Source organism: Fluviicoccus sp., from assembly GCF_030646115.1.
Classification (GTDB): Bacteria; Pseudomonadota; Gammaproteobacteria; order Pseudomonadales; family Moraxellaceae; genus Fluviicoccus.
Map to the genome: position 1 here is coordinate 381,452 of NZ_JAUSMX010000009.1, position 20,229 is coordinate 401,680.

At 49.6% G+C, this 20,229-nt stretch carries 15 protein-coding genes and 2 pseudogenes; 10 read left to right on the forward strand and 7 right to left on the reverse strand.

Features of this window, described 5'->3' with window-relative positions; translation table 11 throughout:
* Positions 1–199 precede the first annotated feature (199 nt).
* The 3 genes from Q7T36_RS07510 (at position 200) to Q7T36_RS07520 (ending at position 2,395) form a co-directional block, all read left to right on the forward strand.
* A complete protein-coding gene (locus Q7T36_RS07510; protein ID WP_304845981.1) occupies positions 200–889 on the forward strand; it encodes an inovirus Gp2 family protein in 690 nt (229 codons plus the stop codon).
* A 118-nt stretch (positions 890–1,007) separates the two neighbouring features.
* Complete coding sequence (locus tag Q7T36_RS07515) at positions 1,008–1,169, forward strand: AlpA family transcriptional regulator (RefSeq protein WP_304846592.1); 162 nt, start codon at positions 1,008–1,010, stop codon at positions 1,167–1,169.
* On the forward strand, positions 1,127–2,395 hold the full coding sequence (locus Q7T36_RS07520) for an ATP-binding protein (RefSeq protein ID WP_304845984.1): 1,269 nt from the start codon (positions 1,127–1,129) through the stop codon (positions 2,393–2,395). The genes Q7T36_RS07515 and Q7T36_RS07520 overlap by 43 nt, the downstream gene beginning before the upstream one ends.
* A gap of 39 nt (positions 2,396–2,434) precedes the next feature.
* Here the strand turns inward: Q7T36_RS07520 and Q7T36_RS17990 are convergent.
* Positions 2,435–2,665: pseudogene (locus tag Q7T36_RS17990) on the reverse strand (DUF4113 domain-containing protein).
* A 144-nt stretch (positions 2,666–2,809) separates the two neighbouring features.
* Here Q7T36_RS17990 and Q7T36_RS07530 point away from each other — a divergent pair.
* Positions 2,810–3,023 (forward strand): annotated as a pseudogene (locus Q7T36_RS07530) (ATP-binding protein); the annotation flags it as partial.
* 184 nt (positions 3,024–3,207) lie between these two features.
* The gene (locus Q7T36_RS07535) at positions 3,208–5,325 is read left to right on the forward strand and encodes a DUF262 domain-containing protein (protein ID WP_304845987.1); all 2,118 of its coding nucleotides are present in this window, start codon (positions 3,208–3,210) and stop codon (positions 5,323–5,325) included.
* A 60-nt stretch (positions 5,326–5,385) separates the two neighbouring features.
* On the opposite strand, the gene Q7T36_RS07540 is transcribed toward Q7T36_RS07535, so the two are convergent.
* The 3 genes from Q7T36_RS07540 to Q7T36_RS07550 all read right to left on the reverse strand — a co-directional run bounded on the left by Q7T36_RS07540 (position 5,386) and on the right by Q7T36_RS07550 (position 7,950).
* On the reverse strand, positions 5,386–6,663 hold the full coding sequence (locus Q7T36_RS07540; RefSeq protein ID WP_304845990.1) for a Y-family DNA polymerase: 1,278 nt from the start codon (positions 6,661–6,663) through the stop codon (positions 5,386–5,388).
* Positions 6,660–7,262 carry a LexA family transcriptional regulator gene (locus Q7T36_RS07545; RefSeq protein WP_304845993.1) on the reverse strand — a complete coding sequence of 201 codons (603 nt, stop codon included), beginning with the start codon at positions 7,260–7,262 and terminating at the stop codon, positions 6,660–6,662. The genes Q7T36_RS07540 and Q7T36_RS07545 overlap by 4 nt, the downstream gene beginning before the upstream one ends.
* Before the next feature lie 154 nt (positions 7,263–7,416).
* Positions 7,417–7,950: a LexA family transcriptional regulator gene (locus Q7T36_RS07550; RefSeq protein ID WP_304845996.1), complete on the reverse strand. Its 534-nt coding sequence runs from the start codon at positions 7,948–7,950 to the stop codon at positions 7,417–7,419.
* A gap of 212 nt (positions 7,951–8,162) precedes the next feature.
* Here Q7T36_RS07550 and Q7T36_RS07555 point away from each other — a divergent pair, with 212 nt between their 5' ends.
* Positions 8,163–8,906, forward strand: a complete 744-nt coding sequence (locus tag Q7T36_RS07555; protein WP_304845999.1) for a DUF5131 family protein — start codon at positions 8,163–8,165, stop codon at positions 8,904–8,906.
* Here Q7T36_RS07555 and tcmP read toward each other — a convergent pair.
* Both tcmP and Q7T36_RS07565 read right to left on the reverse strand, forming a co-directional pair.
* Positions 8,903–9,832 (reverse strand): three-Cys-motif partner protein TcmP, encoded by a 930-nt coding sequence (gene tcmP, locus Q7T36_RS07560; protein WP_304846002.1) that lies wholly within the window; start codon positions 9,830–9,832, stop codon positions 8,903–8,905. The genes Q7T36_RS07555 and tcmP overlap by 4 nt on opposite strands.
* 24 nt (positions 9,833–9,856) lie before the next feature.
* Positions 9,857–14,791 (reverse strand): type ISP restriction/modification enzyme, encoded by a 4,935-nt coding sequence (locus tag Q7T36_RS07565; RefSeq protein ID WP_304846005.1) that lies wholly within the window; start codon positions 14,789–14,791, stop codon positions 9,857–9,859.
* A 156-nt stretch (positions 14,792–14,947) separates the two neighbouring features.
* Here Q7T36_RS07565 and Q7T36_RS07570 point away from each other — a divergent pair, with 156 nt between their 5' ends.
* The 4 genes from Q7T36_RS07570 to Q7T36_RS07585 all read left to right on the forward strand — a co-directional run bounded on the left by Q7T36_RS07570 (position 14,948) and on the right by Q7T36_RS07585 (position 18,973).
* Positions 14,948–15,532, forward strand: coding sequence for a hypothetical protein (locus Q7T36_RS07570; protein WP_304846008.1), 585 nt, complete (start codon positions 14,948–14,950; stop codon positions 15,530–15,532).
* 20 nt (positions 15,533–15,552) lie between these two features.
* A complete protein-coding gene (locus tag Q7T36_RS07575; protein ID WP_304846011.1) occupies positions 15,553–16,461 on the forward strand; it encodes a Kiwa anti-phage protein KwaB-like domain-containing protein in 909 nt (302 codons plus the stop codon).
* Positions 16,462–16,554: 93 nt separating this feature from the next.
* Entirely contained in the window at positions 16,555–18,138 is a 1,584-nt protein-coding gene (locus tag Q7T36_RS07580) for an AAA family ATPase (RefSeq protein ID WP_304846014.1), read from the forward strand.
* Complete coding sequence (locus Q7T36_RS07585) at positions 18,116–18,973, forward strand: HNH endonuclease (RefSeq protein ID WP_304846017.1); 858 nt, start codon at positions 18,116–18,118, stop codon at positions 18,971–18,973. The genes Q7T36_RS07580 and Q7T36_RS07585 overlap by 23 nt, the downstream gene beginning before the upstream one ends.
* 265 nt (positions 18,974–19,238) lie before the next feature.
* Here the strand turns inward: Q7T36_RS07585 and Q7T36_RS07590 are convergent, their stop codons facing one another.
* On the reverse strand, positions 19,239–20,162 hold the full coding sequence (locus Q7T36_RS07590) for a hydrolase or metal-binding protein (RefSeq protein WP_304846020.1): 924 nt from the start codon (positions 20,160–20,162) through the stop codon (positions 19,239–19,241).
* Between the last annotated feature and the right edge of the window lie 67 nt (positions 20,163–20,229).

The window sequence follows — 20,229 nt, forward strand, 5'->3', positions numbered from 1 at the left end:
ACTTATAGAGTAGGAATTATCTAACAACATCAATGGCTTACTACAGGATAATCATAGCATTGGTACATTACACAACCCAGCATGCCCCAAGCATGCTGGGCGTTGATTGGAGAGATAGATCCACTCCTCAATGAGCAGGGCAGTAATTAAATACGTGCCTGGTCATCGTGTGTAGAACCACCACACACGAGAGACCATCATGAACATACGTCACCCGATCAACCCAAATCTGACCATGCTACAAGTACCTTTCTGGGAAGGCCTGCCGGTTCAATGCCAGAAGGGCATGCTGATTGAAGATTACCTTTTTCGAATCAAGGATGTGTTGAGAAATGCGCTTGGGGAGCACAGCAGGACCTGCGTCTTCCGGGTCGATCTAAAGTTCCCGGCTAAGGGGTACACGCCAGACAGTGGAGCTATCACCCGCTTCCTCAGTTCTCTCAAGGAACAGATCAATGCTGATTCTGCTCGCAAATACCGCGAGAAGGGGTCTGTGCATTCCTGCACGCTTAGGTACATTTGGGTCAGGGAACAGAATACCTCCGCTAATTGGCATTACCACGTCGCTATCCTGCTGAATCGAGACCGTTTTAAGGATTGGGGGCGTTTCAGGTTACCAGAGGAATACACAGACCGTGGTGAGGTTGTAGATGGTAGCAAGAACATGGCGGACAGGATGCGCAAAGCATGGGCCAGTGCTCTCGGGATCAGCATATTTCAGTCAATTGGCTTGGTCCAGTTCGTTGATTTGCCGTACTCAGTCAGCGTAAGCACATCTGACTTCGCTGATAGGTACAGCAATCTTTTCAACTGGTTGAGCTATTTCGCGAAGGTGCATAGCAAGCAATACGGTGACCGGCACCGTAACTTCGGGTGCAGTCAGAGCTAGGCTTGAGAGGCACAGGGACGTGATCAGCCTCCAGCTGTAAATAAAAACGCCTCTCACTCATCTGATGAGTGAAATCAACGAGGTACTCGAAATGAAAATTCTCCGACTGACAGCAGTCATGGAAGCGACCGGTCTGGGCCGGTCTTCGATTTACAAGTTCATTGCCCAGGGTACATTTCCAAAGCCGGTTCCACTGGGAGAGCGGGCCGTGGGCTGGGTGGATCAAGAGATTGAGGAATGGATATCTTCAAGAATTGCAGAAAGAGGGCTCCTGAAATGAAGCACTTAATGGAACAAATGAAGGTCTGTACTTCAAGGATGGCGCTTGCTGCCTTGGATATATTTCCCGGGAATCAATACTATTTTGAGCGTATTAATCCCCGTTTTCCGATGTGCATCGATATGGGCTATCGTCGCGATACAGAGGATGAGGAAGAGTTGACTGAGCCATGCTCGTGGGAGCCGTCAGCATGCTCCAATGGCTCCTTGTTGGTCCTTGGGGCTTCTGGGTCTGGGAAGACGGAGACATTGAAGAAGGTAGGGCGCGCGGTTATCCATCACCCGATTCCATTGCTCATCATCGACTTTCATGGCGATATCGTATTCCCGGGGCAGACCTCTTTCTTACTGTCCTCGGGGTTCGACAGCTGCATTGGCGTCAACCCGTTAGAACTCCCCTCGCTGAATCATCGCTTGATTGGCCTTCGTGATCAGTGGCTAGGAGTCACTGCAATGCTGAAAAGAGCATGTCCACACTTAAGTCAAAATCAACTCGCGATCATTACATTCGCCATTGGCCAAGCATTTCGAAATGCAGGAATTGAAGAGGCCTTTCCCTGGACTTGGTCAAATCAGGCTCCAAGGCTTGTTGATGTATTGGATGTTCTTCGCAAATGGGGGGAGGATGGCTTCGATTGCTTTTCAGCAGCATCAATCCGAGGCTGCTACAACGCTGTGACTTCTGTATTCGGCCATCCGGTGTTTAATCGATTCGTTGGTCTTGACCTGAACAGGCTTCAAAACGCTTGCACAAGAATTGATCTTAGTCATGTCGATGAATCCATTCGTTTCCTTGTTGCTGAAACATTGCTTCGACTTGTGTTCGCAAAGCTGCGTGGTCTTGGTCCAATACCGGTGAATCCTGCTAGTGACAAGGAGCGTTATAGGCTAATGATCTTGATCGATGAAGCAAAAATTCTGACCTGTGGGAAGGGAGATCCCGATAGTAGGGACAGGATCTTGAACGTCTTGATAACCGAGGGTCGAAAGTTCGGTATAGGACTGATCCTTGCCTCGCAGATGGTTGACCACTTCGGCCAAGATGTACTGTCAAACGTGGCTTCTTTGCTGGTTATGAAGCCCATGGATGCCCGTGAAGCCAAGCGAAATGCCGCAACGGTTCAAGTACCCTATGAGGATCTGCTCGCTTTAAGGGGGCGCGGGGAAGGCTACTTCAAGACCGGTGGAAATCCCCGCGCAGTTAAACTTCAAGTCACTATGGGATAGGGGAGAACTTTGAACAGACTGGAGCTTACTCTAAGCTTTTCAGTTGACCAGCAATAACTCCTTCCAGCACGTCGTATAACGCGGCGATCGTAACTCTTGCCTCATCCGCTACTTCGTACCCATCAACTCCGTCGCCACCTTGACGGTGCCGCGTCCGTATTGCCGATTGATCCGGTCCCACGTTTGCATCAGGGCCTCGCGGGCCGGGTCGGGCGGGGGAGCGAACAGGTCGGCCTGGCGCACGGTGTTGCTCTGGATGCCGGACAACATGATCCCCGCCTTCTTGTAGCGATACCCTTTCCGGTAAATCCGGTGCAGGGTGTCGTTGGCAATGCCTTGGAAGACACTACGTCATCGCAAGGCTGGATCAGCGGGATCGTCAGGCTGGGATCGCGGTGGCGTGGCTTGAAAGGCCACCTGCTGTCGAAATTGTATGACGCACCAGCGTTATCATCATCACCAACCCGACCTTTGCCGAATGGCCGAACGTCTTTGGCGATGCCAGGCTGACGACAACCTTGCTGGACCGGCTGACGCATCACTGCCATATCATCGAGACCAGCAACGAATCCTGGGGTTCCGCCAGAGCACGGCGAGCCACAAACAGCGGATCAGGGAGCGGGAGTGAAAAAAACAGGAAGAGCCATTATGTAGTTCCCCAAAACCGATTGAATCGGTTACCGTAAACCCCGCCACCTGCTGGCAGGTGGCTTCCAAGCTTGGGCAATATACAACGCGCAGGGCTGGGCACTTTATAACGTGCGTCACCAACTAATACTTGGTGGACAAACAAAAAGGCAAGGAGAAGTTGAGTGAAAGCCACAGAAGCCAATCTGCTCAAATTTTTGAAGAAGTCACCACAGTTCGTAATTCCAATCTACCAGCGGAACTATTCATGGACGGAGCTCCAATGCCGACAGCTCTGGGCAGACTTGCTACGTGCGGGACGAGATGACAAGGTCAATGCCCACTTCATTGGTGCAATTGTCTATGTAGAGCGCGGATTGAGCAATGTGGTCCATCAAGAGGCTCTGCTGGTAATTGATGGGCAGCAACGACTGACCACAAGCACATTGTTGATTGCGGCGCTTGCCAAGCATTTCGAAGCGCAAAATGTAGGGGAGCTTTTAGAGACGTTCTCGGCCAAGAAGCTGCGCAATTACTATTTACTGAACCCCGACGAAGAGGGTGAGCGCCACTACAAGTTGCTGCTGTCTGAGACAGATAAAGAGACACTTTTGTCTATCTTGCAGAATACCCCTAAGCCGAATGAAGTCAGCACTCGGATCACTGAGAACTACAAGTTGTTCCAGGAGCTGATTGACCAACATAAAGACGAGTTGGAGTCTATTTGCCAAGGCTTGGCTAAGCTGATGATTGTCGACGTGTCTCTGGATCGGTCCCAAGATAATCCACAATTAATCTTCGAGAGTATGAACTCTACTGGTCTGGAGCTTAGCCAGGCAGACCTGATTCGCAACTTTATTCTGATGGGGTTGGAGCCAAAGTTGCAAACGGAGCTTTATAAAAACTACTGGCGCCCGATGGAAAAGGCATTTGGCCAAGCAGCGTATGTTGTGCATTTTGATGCCTTCATGCGTCACTACTTGACGGCAAAGACAGGAGAGATCCCCAACGTTGGCCAGGTCTATGTCGCATTCAAGAGCTTTGCGCGCAATCAGAAAGGGGACACGAAGGAGCTGGTTGCTGATATCCATGCCTTTGCGATTTACTACTGCGCCATGGCCTTGGGGTCGGAAAAGGATGCTGCGCTCAAGCTTGCTTTCCATGACTTGCGGGAGTTGAGAGTTGATGTGGCTTATCCGTTCCTGCTGGGGGTTTACCATGACTATAGCCAAGGTCGCTTGAGTGCGGAAGAGACTCTGCTGATTGTCCGTTTAGTTGAAAGCTTTGTGTTCCGTCGGGCCGTATGCGGGATTCCAACAAACTCGCTGAACAAAATTTTTGCGGGAATGGGAGGCTCGCTTAAGAAAGATCGGTATGTCGAGAGCGTGCATGCGGCATTTCTGCTGCTGCCTTCATATCGGCGCTTCCCCAGTGATGAAGAGTTTATTCGTGAAATCAAACTGCGAGACCTCTACAACTTTCGCATCCGCAGCTACTGGTTACGGCGTTTGGAGAATCATGGGCGTAAAGAACGTGTGCTTGTTGAAGATTACACCATTGAGCACATACTTCCGCAGAATGAGCTTTTGTCCAAGGAATGGCAGGATGATCTGGGTTCCGAGTGGCAACGAATTCAGCAAACTTGGCTGCATACTTTAGGCAATCTGACTTTGACCGGATACAACAGCGAGTACAGCGATCATCCTTTTGTATATAAGCGTGATCAGGTGTGTGATAAGGAAGGCAATCCAGTCGGCTTTGCTCACAGTCCTCTCAAACTCAATCTGGGGCTGGGGAGTGTGCAAATCTGGGACGAATATGCTATCCAGTTACGTGCTGATCGGTTGGCCCAAGAGGCAATCAAAGTCTGGAAAGCGCCAAGTCTAGCAGCTGATGTGCTAGATGCTTATCGTCCTGCTGCAGCCAAACCAGGTCAACATTACAGTCAGGCAGACCACCCATACTTGTTAGCAGGTCCAATCCATGATTTGTTTGAGGCTCTGCGAAAGGAGCTGTTAGCGCTTGATCCGTGTGTAAATGAAGAGTTCTTGAAGCTCTATGTGGCATATAAAGCTGAAACGAACTTTGTAGATGTTGTGCCGCAAGCAAAGCGATTACGATTGTCGTTGAACATGCCATTTGATGAGATTGACGATCCGAAGAGGCTTTGTCTGGATGTCACTAATCTGGGGCGATGGGGAAATGGTGATGTCGAAGTAGGCCTGTCTTCAATGGATGAATTGCCGTATGTAATAGGCCTGATCAGGCAGTCTTTTGATCGTCAAATGGGAGGCGGTCAGTGAAGAGGCTCCACTCATTAGAGGTGGTTAATTCACGTATAACTTAATTCGGAAGTGCAAGGCTTACCTGACAACCGGCAACTCCTCCCAACACGTCGTATATCGCGGTGACCGCAATTCCTGCTTCATCTGCCAGCGGCTACCCAGCAATTCGGTAGCCGCTTTCACCGTTCCCCGTCCATACTTCCGATTTACCCGATCCAGCGTCTGCATCAGCGCCTCCCTCACCGGGTCCGGCTCTGGTGCAAACAGGTCGGTCTGCCAGACCTGATCCGACTGAATCCCTTGCAGCATGATTCCCGCCTTCTTGTAGCGATAGCCCGCCCGATATATACGGCGCAAGGCTTGGTTCGCGGCTGTCTGGAATACCCCGACATCCGCGCTGGGTTGAACCAAGGCAACCGGCAGGCTGGGGTGATACTGCGGGTCCTGCAAACGGAAACGATTGGTCTGAATGAAAACCGTCAGCAGGGAGGCGGTGCTGTGCTGGCGTCGCAGCTTTTCCACGCCCCGGCTGACATGACTGGCCACAGACGCCTCCAGATCTTCCAAGTCGGTGATGAGGTTGCCAAAGCTGCGACTGGCGATGATCTGCTTCTTGTCCGGAGCCATTTCCTCCAAGGACAGGCAGGGCGTTCCATTCAGTTCATTGACGGTACGTTCGACCACGACACTGAAGTGCTTGCGGATCAGCTTCGGGTCAGCCGTCACCAGTTGCGAGACCTTGTGAATGCCCAGACTTTCCAACTTGGCGGCAATGCGCCGACCAATACCCCAGACCTCACCCACGTCGATGCCGCATAGCAGGTGCATGTAGTCCATCGCCTCCAACTCTTCCCAGGAGAAGACACCGGAAGCCTTGTAGGGCTCAATCCGTTTGGCGCAGTAGTTGCCCAGCTTCGCCAGCGTTTTGGTGCGACCGATGCCCACCGCTACCGGGATGCCGGTGCGTTTGCGAACATCCCCACGCAACTTTGCCGCGAGTTCCAGCGGCTTAGGCATCCCTGTGAAATCGAGGAAACACTCGTCGATGCTGTACACCTCTTGATTGGGCGAATACTCGGACAGGATGTTCATCACCCGGCGGCTCATATCACCGTACAGGGCATAGTTGGAACTACGGACCACCACGCCATACTGACGGATCAGATCCTTGCATTCATGCACCGGGGCACCCATCGGGATGCCAATGGCCTTGGATTCGTTGCTGCGGGCCACCACGCAGCCGTCATTGTTGGAAAGGACGATGATGGGGCGTCCTTCCAGCCAGGGTTCAAACACGCGCTCGCAACTGGCGTAGAAGTTGTTGCAGTCGACCAGTGCGACCAGCGGGGTGGTCATGAGTTCAACTTCCGGAAGGAATGAATGGCATGCAGGACCACGCCCCAGATCAGCAGCTCCTGGCCTTCCCGGATCACAATCGGCTTGAACTCCTTGTTTTCGGCCACCAGGGCGTAGGCAACGCCGAGCTTGTTGAGCCTCAGTCGTTTGACGGTCAATTCCCCGTCAAGAATGGCAATCACGATATCGTCATCCATGGGGGTGACTAAGCGGCTGACCACCAACGTATCGCCGGGGAAGATGCCGACATCCTTCATGCTGAAGCCGCCGACCTTGTAAAAGAATGTGCTGTTGGCGTCGTCTACCAGAAACTCATTCAGGTCGAGGAACTTCTCAATGTAGTCGTCGGCGGGGGACGGGAAGCCTGCCTGAACTTTGTGCGAGGCCAGCGGTCGTTTGACGACGGACGGGTGGGGGTGAGCCTTCCAGATATCGGCACCCGGCGGCAGGGCATGCTCTGGCGCGAGTGTTGGTTGGGCGCGACGGGCCAGGAACTCGCGCACATCGGTGACGGCGCTTTCGGGGATACGCATGACTTTGGTGTTCTCGCCGTAGTGGCCGGTGCCTACGGGGCGGCCGGGTTTTGGGGTGTTTGACATGTCGGGGGCAGGGGTAATTATCGTAACGATAATTCTAGGCGCATATTTGAGCGGTTAACAAGTGATCAAGCACAACTTGCGATGAGCAACGCGACCATTTGTGACGTGACGGATCAAAAAAGAAAGTATTGGGAACACGTCGGAGAGCTGGCCCTCAACGCCGGAATTGATGAATGCAACTGGTGACGACTCCCCACACCAGCAACTCCTGGCCTTCACGCAGCGGGATCGGTTTCATGGTCCGGTTGCGGGGCACCAGCGCTACCAGGCCGTCGCGGATGCGTAACTCCTTCACCGTCAGGTCACCGTCAAGGATCGCAATCACGATGTCGCCATCCTTTGGCGTGAGTGCGCGATCCACGATCAGCAGGTCATCCGGGTAGATACCGGCCTCAATCATGCTCTCGCTTTCCTTCTTAACGCGCACGATGAAGGCAGCTTCCTTCTCGCTGACTAGCAGGTGGTTAAGGTCGAGATACTCTTCAATGTAGTCATCCGCAGGGCTGGGGTATCCGGCAGCCACACGAGAGCCTACCAACGGGATGGTCATGCTGTTAGCAGCATCCACGCGGGCATAATCCCCCAGTATCCGGATGCTCTCCAAGGGAGCAATTCGGAGCTGGGGCTTCTGCTTGCGCTTTTGTAAATAATCGCGAATGTCTGGAATGGCGCGTACAGGCACACGCATGAGCTTGGTCTCCTCACCCGGCGGCCTACCGGCCCCAGGGCGCTTTCCTCCACTAGGCATATCAAAGTTCCCCCTTATTTTGAAATTAGTTTACAATATTCAAAAGGGCCAGCAAGCATTTGCCGACGGGCAACAACCTGCTTGGCAAAAGTTGCCGGTTGTGTCTTGAATATGATGAAATGCTCCGCGCTTTTTGGGGTCGAGGGGGAGACATGGGAACTAACAGCAAAATCGAATGGACTGAGCGCACCTGGAATCCTGTGGTGGGCTGCACGAAAGTCTCGCCCGGCTGCAAGCACTGCTATGCAGAGACAATGGCGCATCGCCTGCAAGCCATGCGTGCGCCAGGTTATGAGGATGGCTTCAAGCTGAAATTGATGCCGGATCGGCTTGATGAGCCGCTGCAACGAAAAAAGCCAACTACCTACTTCGTCAACTCCATGTCAGACCTGTTTCATGAGGATGTTCCGTTTGCGTACATCGAGCAGGTTTTTGATGTCATTCGCAGAGCACCTCAGCACACCTTTCAAATTCTCACGAAGCGGGCGGATCGTCTTGAGTCGTTTTTCTTTGGGAGGACAGTCCCTGTAAATGCGTGGATCGGCGTGTCCGTTGAAGACGTGAAATATGGCGTTCCCCGCATCAAGCATCTGCAACGGGTCGATGCCAGTATTCGCTTCCTGTCGGTTGAGCCGCTACTGGAAGATATTGGTCAGGTTGACCTTGAAGGGATTCATTGGGTGATCGTGGGAGGGGAGTCCGGGAGTCGCGCCAGGCCGATGCAAATTGAATGGGTGGATAACATCCGTGAGCAATGCGAGGAGTCGGGAGCCGCCTTTTTCTTCAAGCAGTGGGGCGGCTGGGGTGTGGATGGCAAGAAGCGGGCAAAGCATCTTAATGGCCGGGAGCTTCATGGGAAGACCTGGGATGCTATGCCAGCGGAGGCAGTCCTTTAACCAAATAGATCGGGCTGAATCGTGTTGTCTTTTTTGAGTTCAGCCAGCTTCTGCTTTTCAACTGATCCGTAATTGCCGCCATTGAGCTTTTTTATAAGGTGGCTGGCTATGCTGCCTGCAATCTCTTGAGCCCGTTTGTTGGGGTTGGCGCAGGCGAAGAACAGGGCATAAAGCGGGGCATTCCCCTCGGTTCTAAGAATGGCAGGCTCCAGAACACTTGGGAAAATGCTCTCCAATCGTTTCTTCACGTAGCCAAGCATTTGGCTCTGGTCTGTGACCCGCACCTTCTTGTTGGTCTCGTCAAACAAAGCCATGCCAGGATCATCTTTGTAGAAATATTCCTCCCAGTCGGTTGAGCCGAGCAGGGTGGTGAGACTTTTCTTTTTGGACGCATCAACGCTGTCAAAGTTGTTGGCGGCCTGCCGACTCATTCCGCTGAGCGGGAAGAGATACCAAACGTCAATGGCCTGTGTGAACGCGATGTCAAACAGCGTGTCCCATTTCAGGGTCATTCCAAATGGATCTAGAAAGAGCACTCCTCGTGTACGTTGCCAGTTGATAGAGGTAATGATGTCGGTGAGTTCATCATTGGCGTCCCCCTGTCGAAGCTCGGTGGTCAGTGCTGGATACTGTGCACACAGCGTTCTCAAGCCGACATGATTCTCTGGCTTGAGGTCGATGAAGTAATACTTGTCGAAGGGAGGATCGACGTTGAGGGATCTTTTGACAGAGCCTTCCGTTGGGACCGTACAATCGCCTGATTTGATGATGCATTCACCATTTCCGGCAAATGCGTCAATATAGACTTTTGTGAAGTCAATTTTTTTCAGGGCCGTGCTGTAGCTCTTCAGGTATCTTTCGAGCGCTTCAAGCTTTTCGGCAGTCCATACACCACCGAATTTTTGATCTTCTACGCGCTTTGACATCCTGTCTCTCCGGTGTTGTGCTCGTTAGATATTGAGCTTAGGTAGTGATTCAACGATTTTCAATGTTTCCAAACTGACAGTGATGACTCGTTGGAATAGATCGAGAGGGTAGCGGGGATTTCCCATGGTTTCGATAGCCCAGTCATTAGCATCATTGACGATTCCGCTGTCCTTATTGGTGGTTATTGTCTGACGATCCATGATCCAATCTAAGGCAGATCTACCATTGACAATATAGTCATAAGCCCGTGTTGGTATATCTTTAATGGTGATCTTGCTGTTATAAATAACAACAGATTTATCACTTTTCTTAGCGAATTTCATCTGTACTAAATTGAAGTCGGCAGCATCAAGTTTATCGATCGATGATTTTCCGCAATCGATATTTACAGGGTAGGGTTTTACTGTCTCAAAGTTGATGTGTAGCTCAGCCAAAGCTCTTCCTGCCTTGCTGAATTTCCAAAAGTCCTCTACAGATTTTACGCAAGGAATGCGAGGTAATTCTTTGCCTAAATTATCTGAATATAGGGATATGTAGTCCTTAGAGTGGAAGAGACCATAAACATAATAAAAAACATCCTCATGAGATATCGTTTCATTAGGGTAATTTTCTTTGAAGTGGGCTAGCCCTTCATCGGTTAAGCTGTATTTCTTTGAAAGTTCAGGTGTAGTATCACTTTCAAATAGACTTGCTTGTGATTTTTTGCTTGAGCTCGCATCGCTAGCGGAGGAGTAAAGATAAAGAGGAAAGCATTGCGTGCCACCATCACCAATAAATTTGAAGCCGGGGACCTTGTCAGTTATTAATGCGCAAAAAGAAACAGTTCCTCCGCTCGCAGGAACGCAAATGACGAGGTTGTGAGAAGCAGAGGAGGGAAAGATATGAGGCAACTGACTCAGTCGATGGTTTAGATGTTCACTGAAGTAGAGCCATTGATTTGTGAATGGCTTGGTGACACTTGGAACAAGGCAATTATCATCAAAACTAATCTTTTGCCCTCGCAATAATCTGTCCTTTAGACTGCTACTCCAACTAATTTTCGTAGAGTCAATATCAACGAAATTGTCTATAAGTTTGGACATCTCCTTTTTGGGTAGGGCGGGATATGTGCCGAAAAAACGTTCAACCTCGTTGTTGTAAAATGAGATCATACGGCAAATATTATTCTCAACAGCAGTCTTAGATGAGTTATAGCACCAGGCATCACGGCTGGTAAGAACTCCTTGTGAAAAGTTAGCCAGCAGTTTGGGGTGATCATTTTTTTTGTCGCCTAAAGCAATAAAATTACTGAAGCTGTCATCACGCTGCCTTAGCCAGTCGCCATGCTCATCAGGAGTTATGGCTGTCCAACCATTCACTTCTGTGATGCCGGATATAGAATTGAGCTCTTGAATCCTTTTTAGTTTCTGTTCACGCGTCAAATAGTCGCCAATATCATGAAGGTGTATTTGCCCATGTTTGGCTGCAGATGGATTTTTGACAAGAATTGATATTGCAATTGGTGCGCGGCTTCCTCCGCCAAATATTTTACCGCCTTCTTTTCGCGAAAGCTCTCCAGATGTTCTTTGATTCCCGCGAAGATGAAAAATGAAAATGCTTGAAAACTCCTCTGAAAGTGATTTGCGCATTCCATCTGCACCGGCAGCTTCAATGAATCCCGCATTTGTCACGAATCCAATTATGCCGCTATTTCCAATTCGATCAGATGCCCAGCGAATCGCTCTGATATAGCTGTCATAAAGGCTTTTTGTCGAAGTTGCATTTGATCGATCAGCAAAAGTCATTTTAATGCGTGCGTCTAAGTGTGGGTAGTCTACATTATCATTATTGTCGTTTTCACTTTTTTGGCCAACAGAATAAGGCGGGTTCCCGATTATGACTCTAATGTCCAATTGTTTTTGACGCTGCCGTCGCTTGCTGTTTTGTACCAGAAGTTGATCGACAAGATCTTCTTTCTCATACATTTGAAATGTGTCAGTCAAACAAATTCCATTGAATGGCGCGTAGTCATCAAGAATTATGTCGTGGTAGACAGCCTCAATGTTGATGGCTGCAATGTAGTAAGCCAACAACACAATCTCATTGGCATGGATCTCATTCTTGTACTTGTAGGGAAGTTGAGAATCACTAATCAGACCACTTTGCAGAAGCCGTGTAATGAATGTGCCAGTACCCGTGAACGGGTCAACGATGTGAACATTCTTGTCACCCAGAGTCTGCCCGAACTCACTCTTGAGAATGTCATTCACGCTATGGATGATGAAATCCACCACCTCAACCGGCGTGTAAACAATACCCAGCCGCTCGGTCAACCGGGGGAACGCATTGCGGAAAAATTTGTCGTATAGCTCAACCACGATCTTCTGCTTGCCCGCTGCGTTATCTATTCCCTCTGCTCGCATCTTCACACTGTCATAAAACCTTTGCAGCGTATCAGCCTCCTTGGCTAGGCGATGCTCCTCCAACTTGTCCAAAATGTCTTGCATGGCAATCGACATCGGATTGAACTTGGCAAAGCTGTAATCCTGGAAGAGGGCATCAAACACAGGCTTAGTGATCAGATGTTGTGCCAGCATCTCAACGATTTCACCATCCGTAATGGCGTTATTCAGATCATCACGAAGCTCAACCGCAAACGCTTTGAACGCCTCAATTTCGGACGTGTTTTCCGGGTTGTCCAGAATGGTCTGGATGCGCGTAATGTGCGTATTGGCAATCTTGGCGATATCATTCGCCCAATCTTCCCAATGAGACCGGTTGCCGCACTTCTGCACCACTTTGGCGTAGATGGCCCGCTCAATCTCCCCAATCTCGAATGTCAATTCATGCTGAGCGGGTTCGGGCGCATGCTTGGGTTGCTTGGAGCCAATACCGTAGCTGCCTTTCCCGGCGTCCTTGTTTTTTGTGCCCGTCGCTTGCTTGGTCTTTGGATTGATTTTGTCGGTGATGGCAATGACTTCCATCTTGGACAGCATCTTTGCATTCAGATTCAAGTCCAGCTTGTTGATCATGGCATCGAAGCGATCATCGTGTGAACGCAAGGCTTGCAGCACCTGCCAAACAACTTTGTAGGTCTTGTTATCATTCAACGCCTCGTGAGGCTCTACGCCTGCCGGGATCACAACCGGCAGAATGACATAGCCGCGCTTCTTGCCTTCAGCTCTGCGCATGACCCGTCCCACGGACTGGACCACATCCACTTGGGAGTTGCGAGGTGTTAGGAACAAAACGGCATCCAGGGCGGGAACATCCACACCCTCGGACAAACACCGCACATTGCTGAGAATCCGGCAGGTATTTTCTGGAAGCTCCTCCTTCAGCCAAGCAAGCTTTTCTTCCTTTTTGGAAGCATTCATTCCGCCATCAACATGCTCGGCTTCGCACAACAGATAGGACTCAATAGTGGGGTTGGGATTCTCAAGAGCTTCTTGCTCCTGATAAGCGTCCACCACAGCCTGAAACATGCTGGCAATGTTCTTGGAACTGACCTTGTGGGTGTTGCCCTTGTACTGAGGTTCAATTACCTGGCAAAAGGCGACAGCCCGGCGCATGGGGTCCGTGTCATCTATCAGGATTTCTTGAGTGCCTTGCTTGGAAAGTGCTTTCCAGCAACCAATGATCTTGGCGGCATCATCCACTTTGAGTTGGTTGTCTTCATCCTTTAACAGGTTTTGCAGACGCTTGCTGATATAGGCCTCATCCACTGATAGGACGATGACTTTGTAATCCACCAGCAACTCTCGCTTGACCGCCTCGGAGAAGGTAATCACGTAGAGTTCGTGACCGTAAAGCGTCACGTCATCCATCGAGCAGAGCGCCACGTTGTCCTTCTCGGCACTGGCCTTCGCCATGTCACCGTAGATGCGCGGGGTAGCGGTCATATACAGCCGCTTGGCGGAATGGATGAACGAAGCATCGTGAACCTTCACGAAATTGCTTTCATCCTCGGTATCGAAGGTGGCCCCGGTTGTCCGGTGGGCCTCATCGCAAATGATCAGGTCAAAATCAGCCAGTTGGTGTTCCAGTTGCGCCTTGCTGATGACATCAATCGAGTGGTAAGTCGAAAACACGACACTCATGTGATGTGCGTCGTGACGCTTTGTCATTTCCTTGGCAAGACGGGAGGGTTCGGTTGTTGCCGGATAACGCAACTCATGGGCGTAGGTCTGGACGACATCCTCATCCTTCTTGCGCTTGTTGCCAACATCACTATCGGAGCAAACGGCGAAACTATGCAGCGGAGTTTCACTCTCCTGAGTCCACTCGGTCAGGGTCTGAGACAACAGGGACAGGCTTGGGACCAGGAACAAAACCCGTTTCCCTTTGCCAGCCAACTTCTCGGCAATCTTCAGGCTTGTGAATGTCTTGCCGGTTCCACAGGCCATGATGAGTTTGCCGCGATCCGCAGTCTGCAAGCCAGCCTCAACCGCTGCCAAGGCCTGCTTCTGATGGTCTCGCAAGGACTTTTTGGCCTTGAGAACAGGAGCTTGTTTGGGTTGGTACAGCGACCAGTCAATCTGACTGTTTTCCAAGTCTTGGAGGTCGATCTTGCTGACCGGAGTGTGCTGGTCAGAAAGCGCGTCGTTAGCGTGTGAACTCCAATTGCTGGTCGTCGTAACGATGATTCGGTGAGTAAACGGCTTCTTCCCGGACGCGGTGAAGAAGCTGTCTATGTCGGCTTTTTGAACTTTGTAGTCTTCAGCAAAAAACTTGCATTGGATGGCGTGAATTTCATCAGTGCCTTGGGTCTTTGCAACCAGGTCAATGCCAGCATCTTGCTTATTGATGCCTTGAAGCTGCGCCCATTCGGCATAGGTCCATACATCGCTGTACAGATCACGGTATGTTGCTTCATTCCGGAGGTAGCAGCAAATCAGCTCTTCAAAGTACGTGCCTTTCTCGCGTTCGGTGACGGCGGCCTGGCGGAAGGTGTTGAGCAGTTGTTGGAGAGCAGTCATTGCTGGGGTTCTATCTGTCCGAGGGTGATGGGGTATCTTACTCAAGAACTGGGGCCAGTGCGAAGTTCTCGGACGACACAGATTGACGTTTACTGCTTGAATTGCAGGATTTATGAAAGGGCTATAGTCTAGACTTGCATGGAGATGTTCATAATTGTGCCTTTGCTTCGTGCACAACGCTGGACGCGGCAGGAGGGGCTTGAGAGGTGGGAAGTGGACTTTACAAAATTTATGCTTGTGTTGGCATGCATGGCTCCATTATTTATTTTAATGGCGATTAGAGGGGTTGATTTGATTCCGTGGGAAATATATTTCCCAATATTTTTGGGGCTCGCTATCGTTCCAAATTTGTTTTTCTTGATTAGGGTTGTAATTGCTGTAAAAAATGGAGATACAAAGAAAATCAGGGTCGACGATTTTACTGATAACAGGGAGCAATTAATCACATATATTTTTGCAATGTTGTTACCTCTATTTCAAGCATCTGTTGCAACCGTGAATGACTTGTATGCCGGGACTTGTGCTTTGCTTATGGTTATTTATATATTTGGTCATATGGAGCTATATTACATGAATATATTTTTTTCAATTGCAGGCTATAGGATAATTACGGTTATGCCGGATGTTTCTTCAGGCGCATTTTCTGTTCCGCATGTTATAATTACAAGCAAGGAAAGTATACCAAGAGGTGTTGATATACACCCAATAAGAATTACTAACTTTTTGTTGTTTTACAAATAATCAGGGATAGGGGGCTTGAGATGAACTTTGATTTGCAGAATGTAATGCTGGTAAGTCTTTATGGTTATTTTGAGGATGAGCGAGGCCAAAATTCGCGTCATGTTCAGATTCCAATAGATCCACAGCTTCAGGCTGAATTGAAGCTTATGTTCATGGAAACGAATAGGCGCTTAGGATTACCTGCATCTGAAGCAGATATGCCTATTTTCGACCCGGCTGAAAAGTATGCTTCAGAAGAGAAAATAAAGATTGCACTGGAAACTGACTACTTGAATGATCTTGCTGGAGTGGTCGCCTTAAGAAACTTGCCAAGCGATGTTAATGCGCTCAGTCAAATTTCGGAGTTGGTCTACTATTATGCCGTATTTGTTGATGATCAAAACAGAAATATTTATGCCTTTAAGCGGGCGAGCCAATTTAAAGGAGTGGTTAAATCAAAGCTTGCTTGGATTAATGGCGAACTTCTGTCATTAATGACAGCTAGTGTTTTTAAACTGGATAAGGATTTTGACTATTTGGTCTCTGATACAATGGTTTACATTCTTCGTCCAAATGGCTTTGAGTCCACAACCAGTGTTCATGGGCAAATTCTAGCTGCTTCTACTGCTAATGCTCAAGCAATCGCTGACGAAATTGACTTCCTTGATGTTTCTAACATTACTACGTATGCTCAGACACATGCACGTTCTGCACGACTTCTTGCCGCTATTCGTAGTCGAAACGACTTGGCCCAGATTGATCGTGATTTACTGCTTCGGGCGTGTGAAATCAATCAAGTCGATATGTTGGATGTGGGTGACGGAAAATTTTCCCCAAATACAGGGCATGAGTATGATTTTTTATGTGTGCTTGATCGTAGGGCATATACTACAATATTAATTCCTGATCAATCTGAGCGATACGTGGCGGCCAGTCGGACTAAAAGGTAGTTTTGTTTGGTTTTTGGATAACGAAGCCTTGGGACTTTCTATTCAAAAAAATCAATATTGGTATATTCACCATCAAACTGATGGAGAGATGAAGTGGAATTGAATACGGTTTCTTTTTCAGTGGTTACCCGGTTGCCCCACTCAGAGAATCGGCAAAGAGCACATGCTTATTTAGTTGAAGATAACTGGGATGATTGGAGTAAATTCCGAACGATGTTTTCACTTTATGTCGTGGATTCCCAGGGTATCACACACGAACCGGGTTCGGTAAAGATTGGAGAAGTTGATCTTAAGCCGAGTCGGGAACGTACTGCCGGATTCAGGTCTCCTACATTAGATCGCTCATTTGCGGCGCTTGGTGAGCAACATTTCTCTATTGGTCAGTCTGAAAACTACTACGAAACCTTAAATGAGCTCGATCCTGAATTCAAGGAAATGATTCTTGTTGGACTTAGAGACTGTGCTTTTGATTTGAGTATTTTTGATCATAACCATGAGCAAGTGGTTATGTCAGAGTCACTACTTCGAGATGTTCGGGAGCGGAATGTAAAAAATCGATTTCATCGGCTTGCGCATGGAAATGCTGAGTTGACTCGATTTGAGTTCGAATTTGAGTTTCCAAGTATACCTGAAAACAGTGATTCGCCTCCAGTGCTTAACTTTGAGGTTATCCCTGAATCAGTGCCACCAACGAATGTACACGTAGTTATTGGTCGCAACGGTGTCGGTAAGACGCGCTGCATGCAAAATCTCTCACGGGCAGTACTTGGGGTCAACAATCAACACAATATGCACGGTGAGCTTCGACGTTTGGGCTCCAATGCTGATGAATGGACGTTTTCTGGAATTGTTTCCGTTTCGTTCAGTAGTTTTGATGATTTTGACCTCCCGAGGTCTGCGGAGGGTGAGCTCAAGGCGAATCAGGTTGGGCTGCGAGCGCGAACTGAGACGGGCCAAGCTGATGATGCCCACATCAAGACGCCAGCAATGCTGGCCTCAGATTTCAGTGAGAGTTTGAGTCGTTGCAAAACAGGTTTACGGGGGCGGCGATGGAAAGAGTCGGTCTCCATGTTGGAGGCTGACCCGCTCTTCGCCGAGGCTAATGTTACACAGTTATTAGATTACGAGGAGGAAGTATGGAATGAGCAGGTGCAACGTCATTTCAAACGCTTAAGTTCTGGACATGCCATTGTATTGCTGACAATTACGCGGCTTGTAGAGCTCGTTGATGAGCGCACATTGGTAATTCTGGATGAGCCGGAAGGCCATTTGCATCCCCCTCTGCTTGCCGCCTTTGTTCGGGCATTGTCTGGTCTATTGATCAGGCGAAATGGAGTTGCACTAATTGCAACTCATTCGCCTGTTGTACTCCAGGAGGTGCCACAGTGTTGCGTTTGGAAGCTTCGTCGATCTGGGGCAACGTCCGTAGTTCAGAGGCCAGAGATTGAGACTTTTGGAGAGAATGTAGGTATTCTTACTCGTGAGGTTTTTGGTTTGGAGGTCACTAACTCGGGGTTCCATAACCTATTGAAAATGGTCGTCTCACGTGGAGGTAGTTATGATGAGTGCTTCCAGGCTTTTGAAGGGCAACTCGGTCTAGAGGCGCAGGCTATCCTGATGGGACTGGTTTTTAGTAGAGATCAAGGAAGAGGTGATGTCGATGAAGACCTTGCCTGAGCCTGCTTTCAACTCAAGAGAGGTAATTGAGTCATGCACTTCACGAATCCATAACAGGGAGCTTGCTGAGCGGATTTGTAGCGTCATTCCATATGTCGAAAATATTGAACAGGGCTATAAGGAGTTGGGAGTTACCGGAGGCTTGTTTGAGATTCCAAGTGAGGCTTCAGTTAATGGGGTCGTATCTAGTTTAGAGATGATTAAACTGTATGAGGGAAGTCTTTCAAAAAAAGGGTCTAGTAGCAGGCACTACTACGACAAGATCAAGCTAGAAGCAAAAAATGACATTTGCCCATTGTGTAGCCAAAGGGTAGTAAAAACTCTGGATCATTATTTGCCAAAGTCTTCTCATCCGGCGTTGGCGGTAAGTCCAATAAACTTGATTCCAGCCTGTTCGGACTGCAATAAATTAAAGCTTGATCATCTTGCAGTAGCTGCTGAAGACCAAACCTTACATCCATACTTTGATGATGTCAGTAGCCTAGTGTGGCTTGAGGCAACCGTTATGGAGTCTTCACCTCCGTCAGTGCTGTACAAAGTCCACGAATCATCGAGCGCTGACCAAGTTCTGATCAAGCGTATCAGAAGGCACTTTGAGGTATTCGGATTACAAGAGCTTTACGCATCGCAGGCTGCATCTGAAATGGTCAGTATTCGTTATGCACTTCTTGAATTTTTTGAATCAAGTGGAGTCGATGGTCTGAAATCTTTTCTTGGACATCAAGCGCGAACACGAAGTAAAGCAGACAGCAACTCATGGAGTGCTGCCCTCTATAGGGCAATTTCAGAATCGGAATGGTTTTGTGAAACCGGACATAAGCATCTTCATCGTTGACTATTTGCGTCCATATGCTTTGAGTAACTCATGCGGCCTCACCCCAACGAGAAGGGCCGCGATTAAGCAATCGTCGAAGTGCGTTATTTGGATTTCTTCAAGATTCCGATAAAGCAAGCCGCTCCATGGAAGGCCAAGCATCCAATCTCATCAAGTTGCGCACCCTGATAGTGAGCGGAATCATGGGCGACACTAGTTGACGCTGATGTGGGAAAGGGCAAGAAAAAAAGAGATCACGGCGATGCCGGATCTCTTCGTCTTTGAATTAATGGCTATTTAGTTTAGCAACTTTGAGATCCAGCTTATCTGTGAGCCGTAGGTTTCGGTTTGATTCTCCAGTCTGATCGGGCAATGACTCTGCACTAGATTCAGAGTTTGCTGTACCAGCAGTAGGGTAGAACTCCTCCAAGACCTCGGGTATCTCCTCCTCACTGAACTCAAACGCCGCATTGCCAAACCCGATGCGCCCGGCGGAATCCAATGCCGACTGGTCCAGTCCCACCTCCCGGCGCTGATCATCCAGTTCCTTCGCCGCCGTCACCGCCTGCGCCAGCGTCATCCCTTCGCGCACCGTCAGATCCACGTAGAAGATTGCCGCCCGGTGACTCTGGGTAGTGCTCTTGCCTCGCAGGCGCAGTTGCAGCGGCATACAAGCCAATAGATCACCGGAGATGGCCTGGTAATAGCGCAACCGCGCCGCCAGCGTGCGGATACTGTTGAAGCCGGTAGTGCGGAAGATGAAAGTACCGATTTCATCGTCATCCCCCAACTTCATGTTCAACCGGCCATAGGGCTTGCACATTCCCTTGTCCGCATAGTCACAAAGCAGGGGGGAGGGGCACTCCAGCGTCTGTACTCCCGATTGAGTAAAGCGCCGGCACTGCTCCCCGTTGCCCACACACAGTGGTCGCCCAGTCTGACGGTCGAACATCGAATACTCCGCCCGCAGGTTCAGGTCCGGATCGTTGAATAACATGCGTACCGGAATCGAACGTAGCTTGCCTCCCGGCGCATCCTTGCGGTACTCCTCATCCATGGGATGAATGATCCAGTTGCCTTGCTGCTGGACCTGGGTGGTGATGGTGAACTGGTCGTCCTTCTCCGGCAGACGCTTGCCGTTCTTCTCGACCACGCGGCCGATGCTGATGCGCCCCAGCACCGGGGGCGTAATGGCTAAACCTTTAATCATGGCAGTTTCCTCGAAACGAATAAAAAGAAGCCCGCGCCCGGTGCAGCCGGGGCGGGCGTTATGCTGT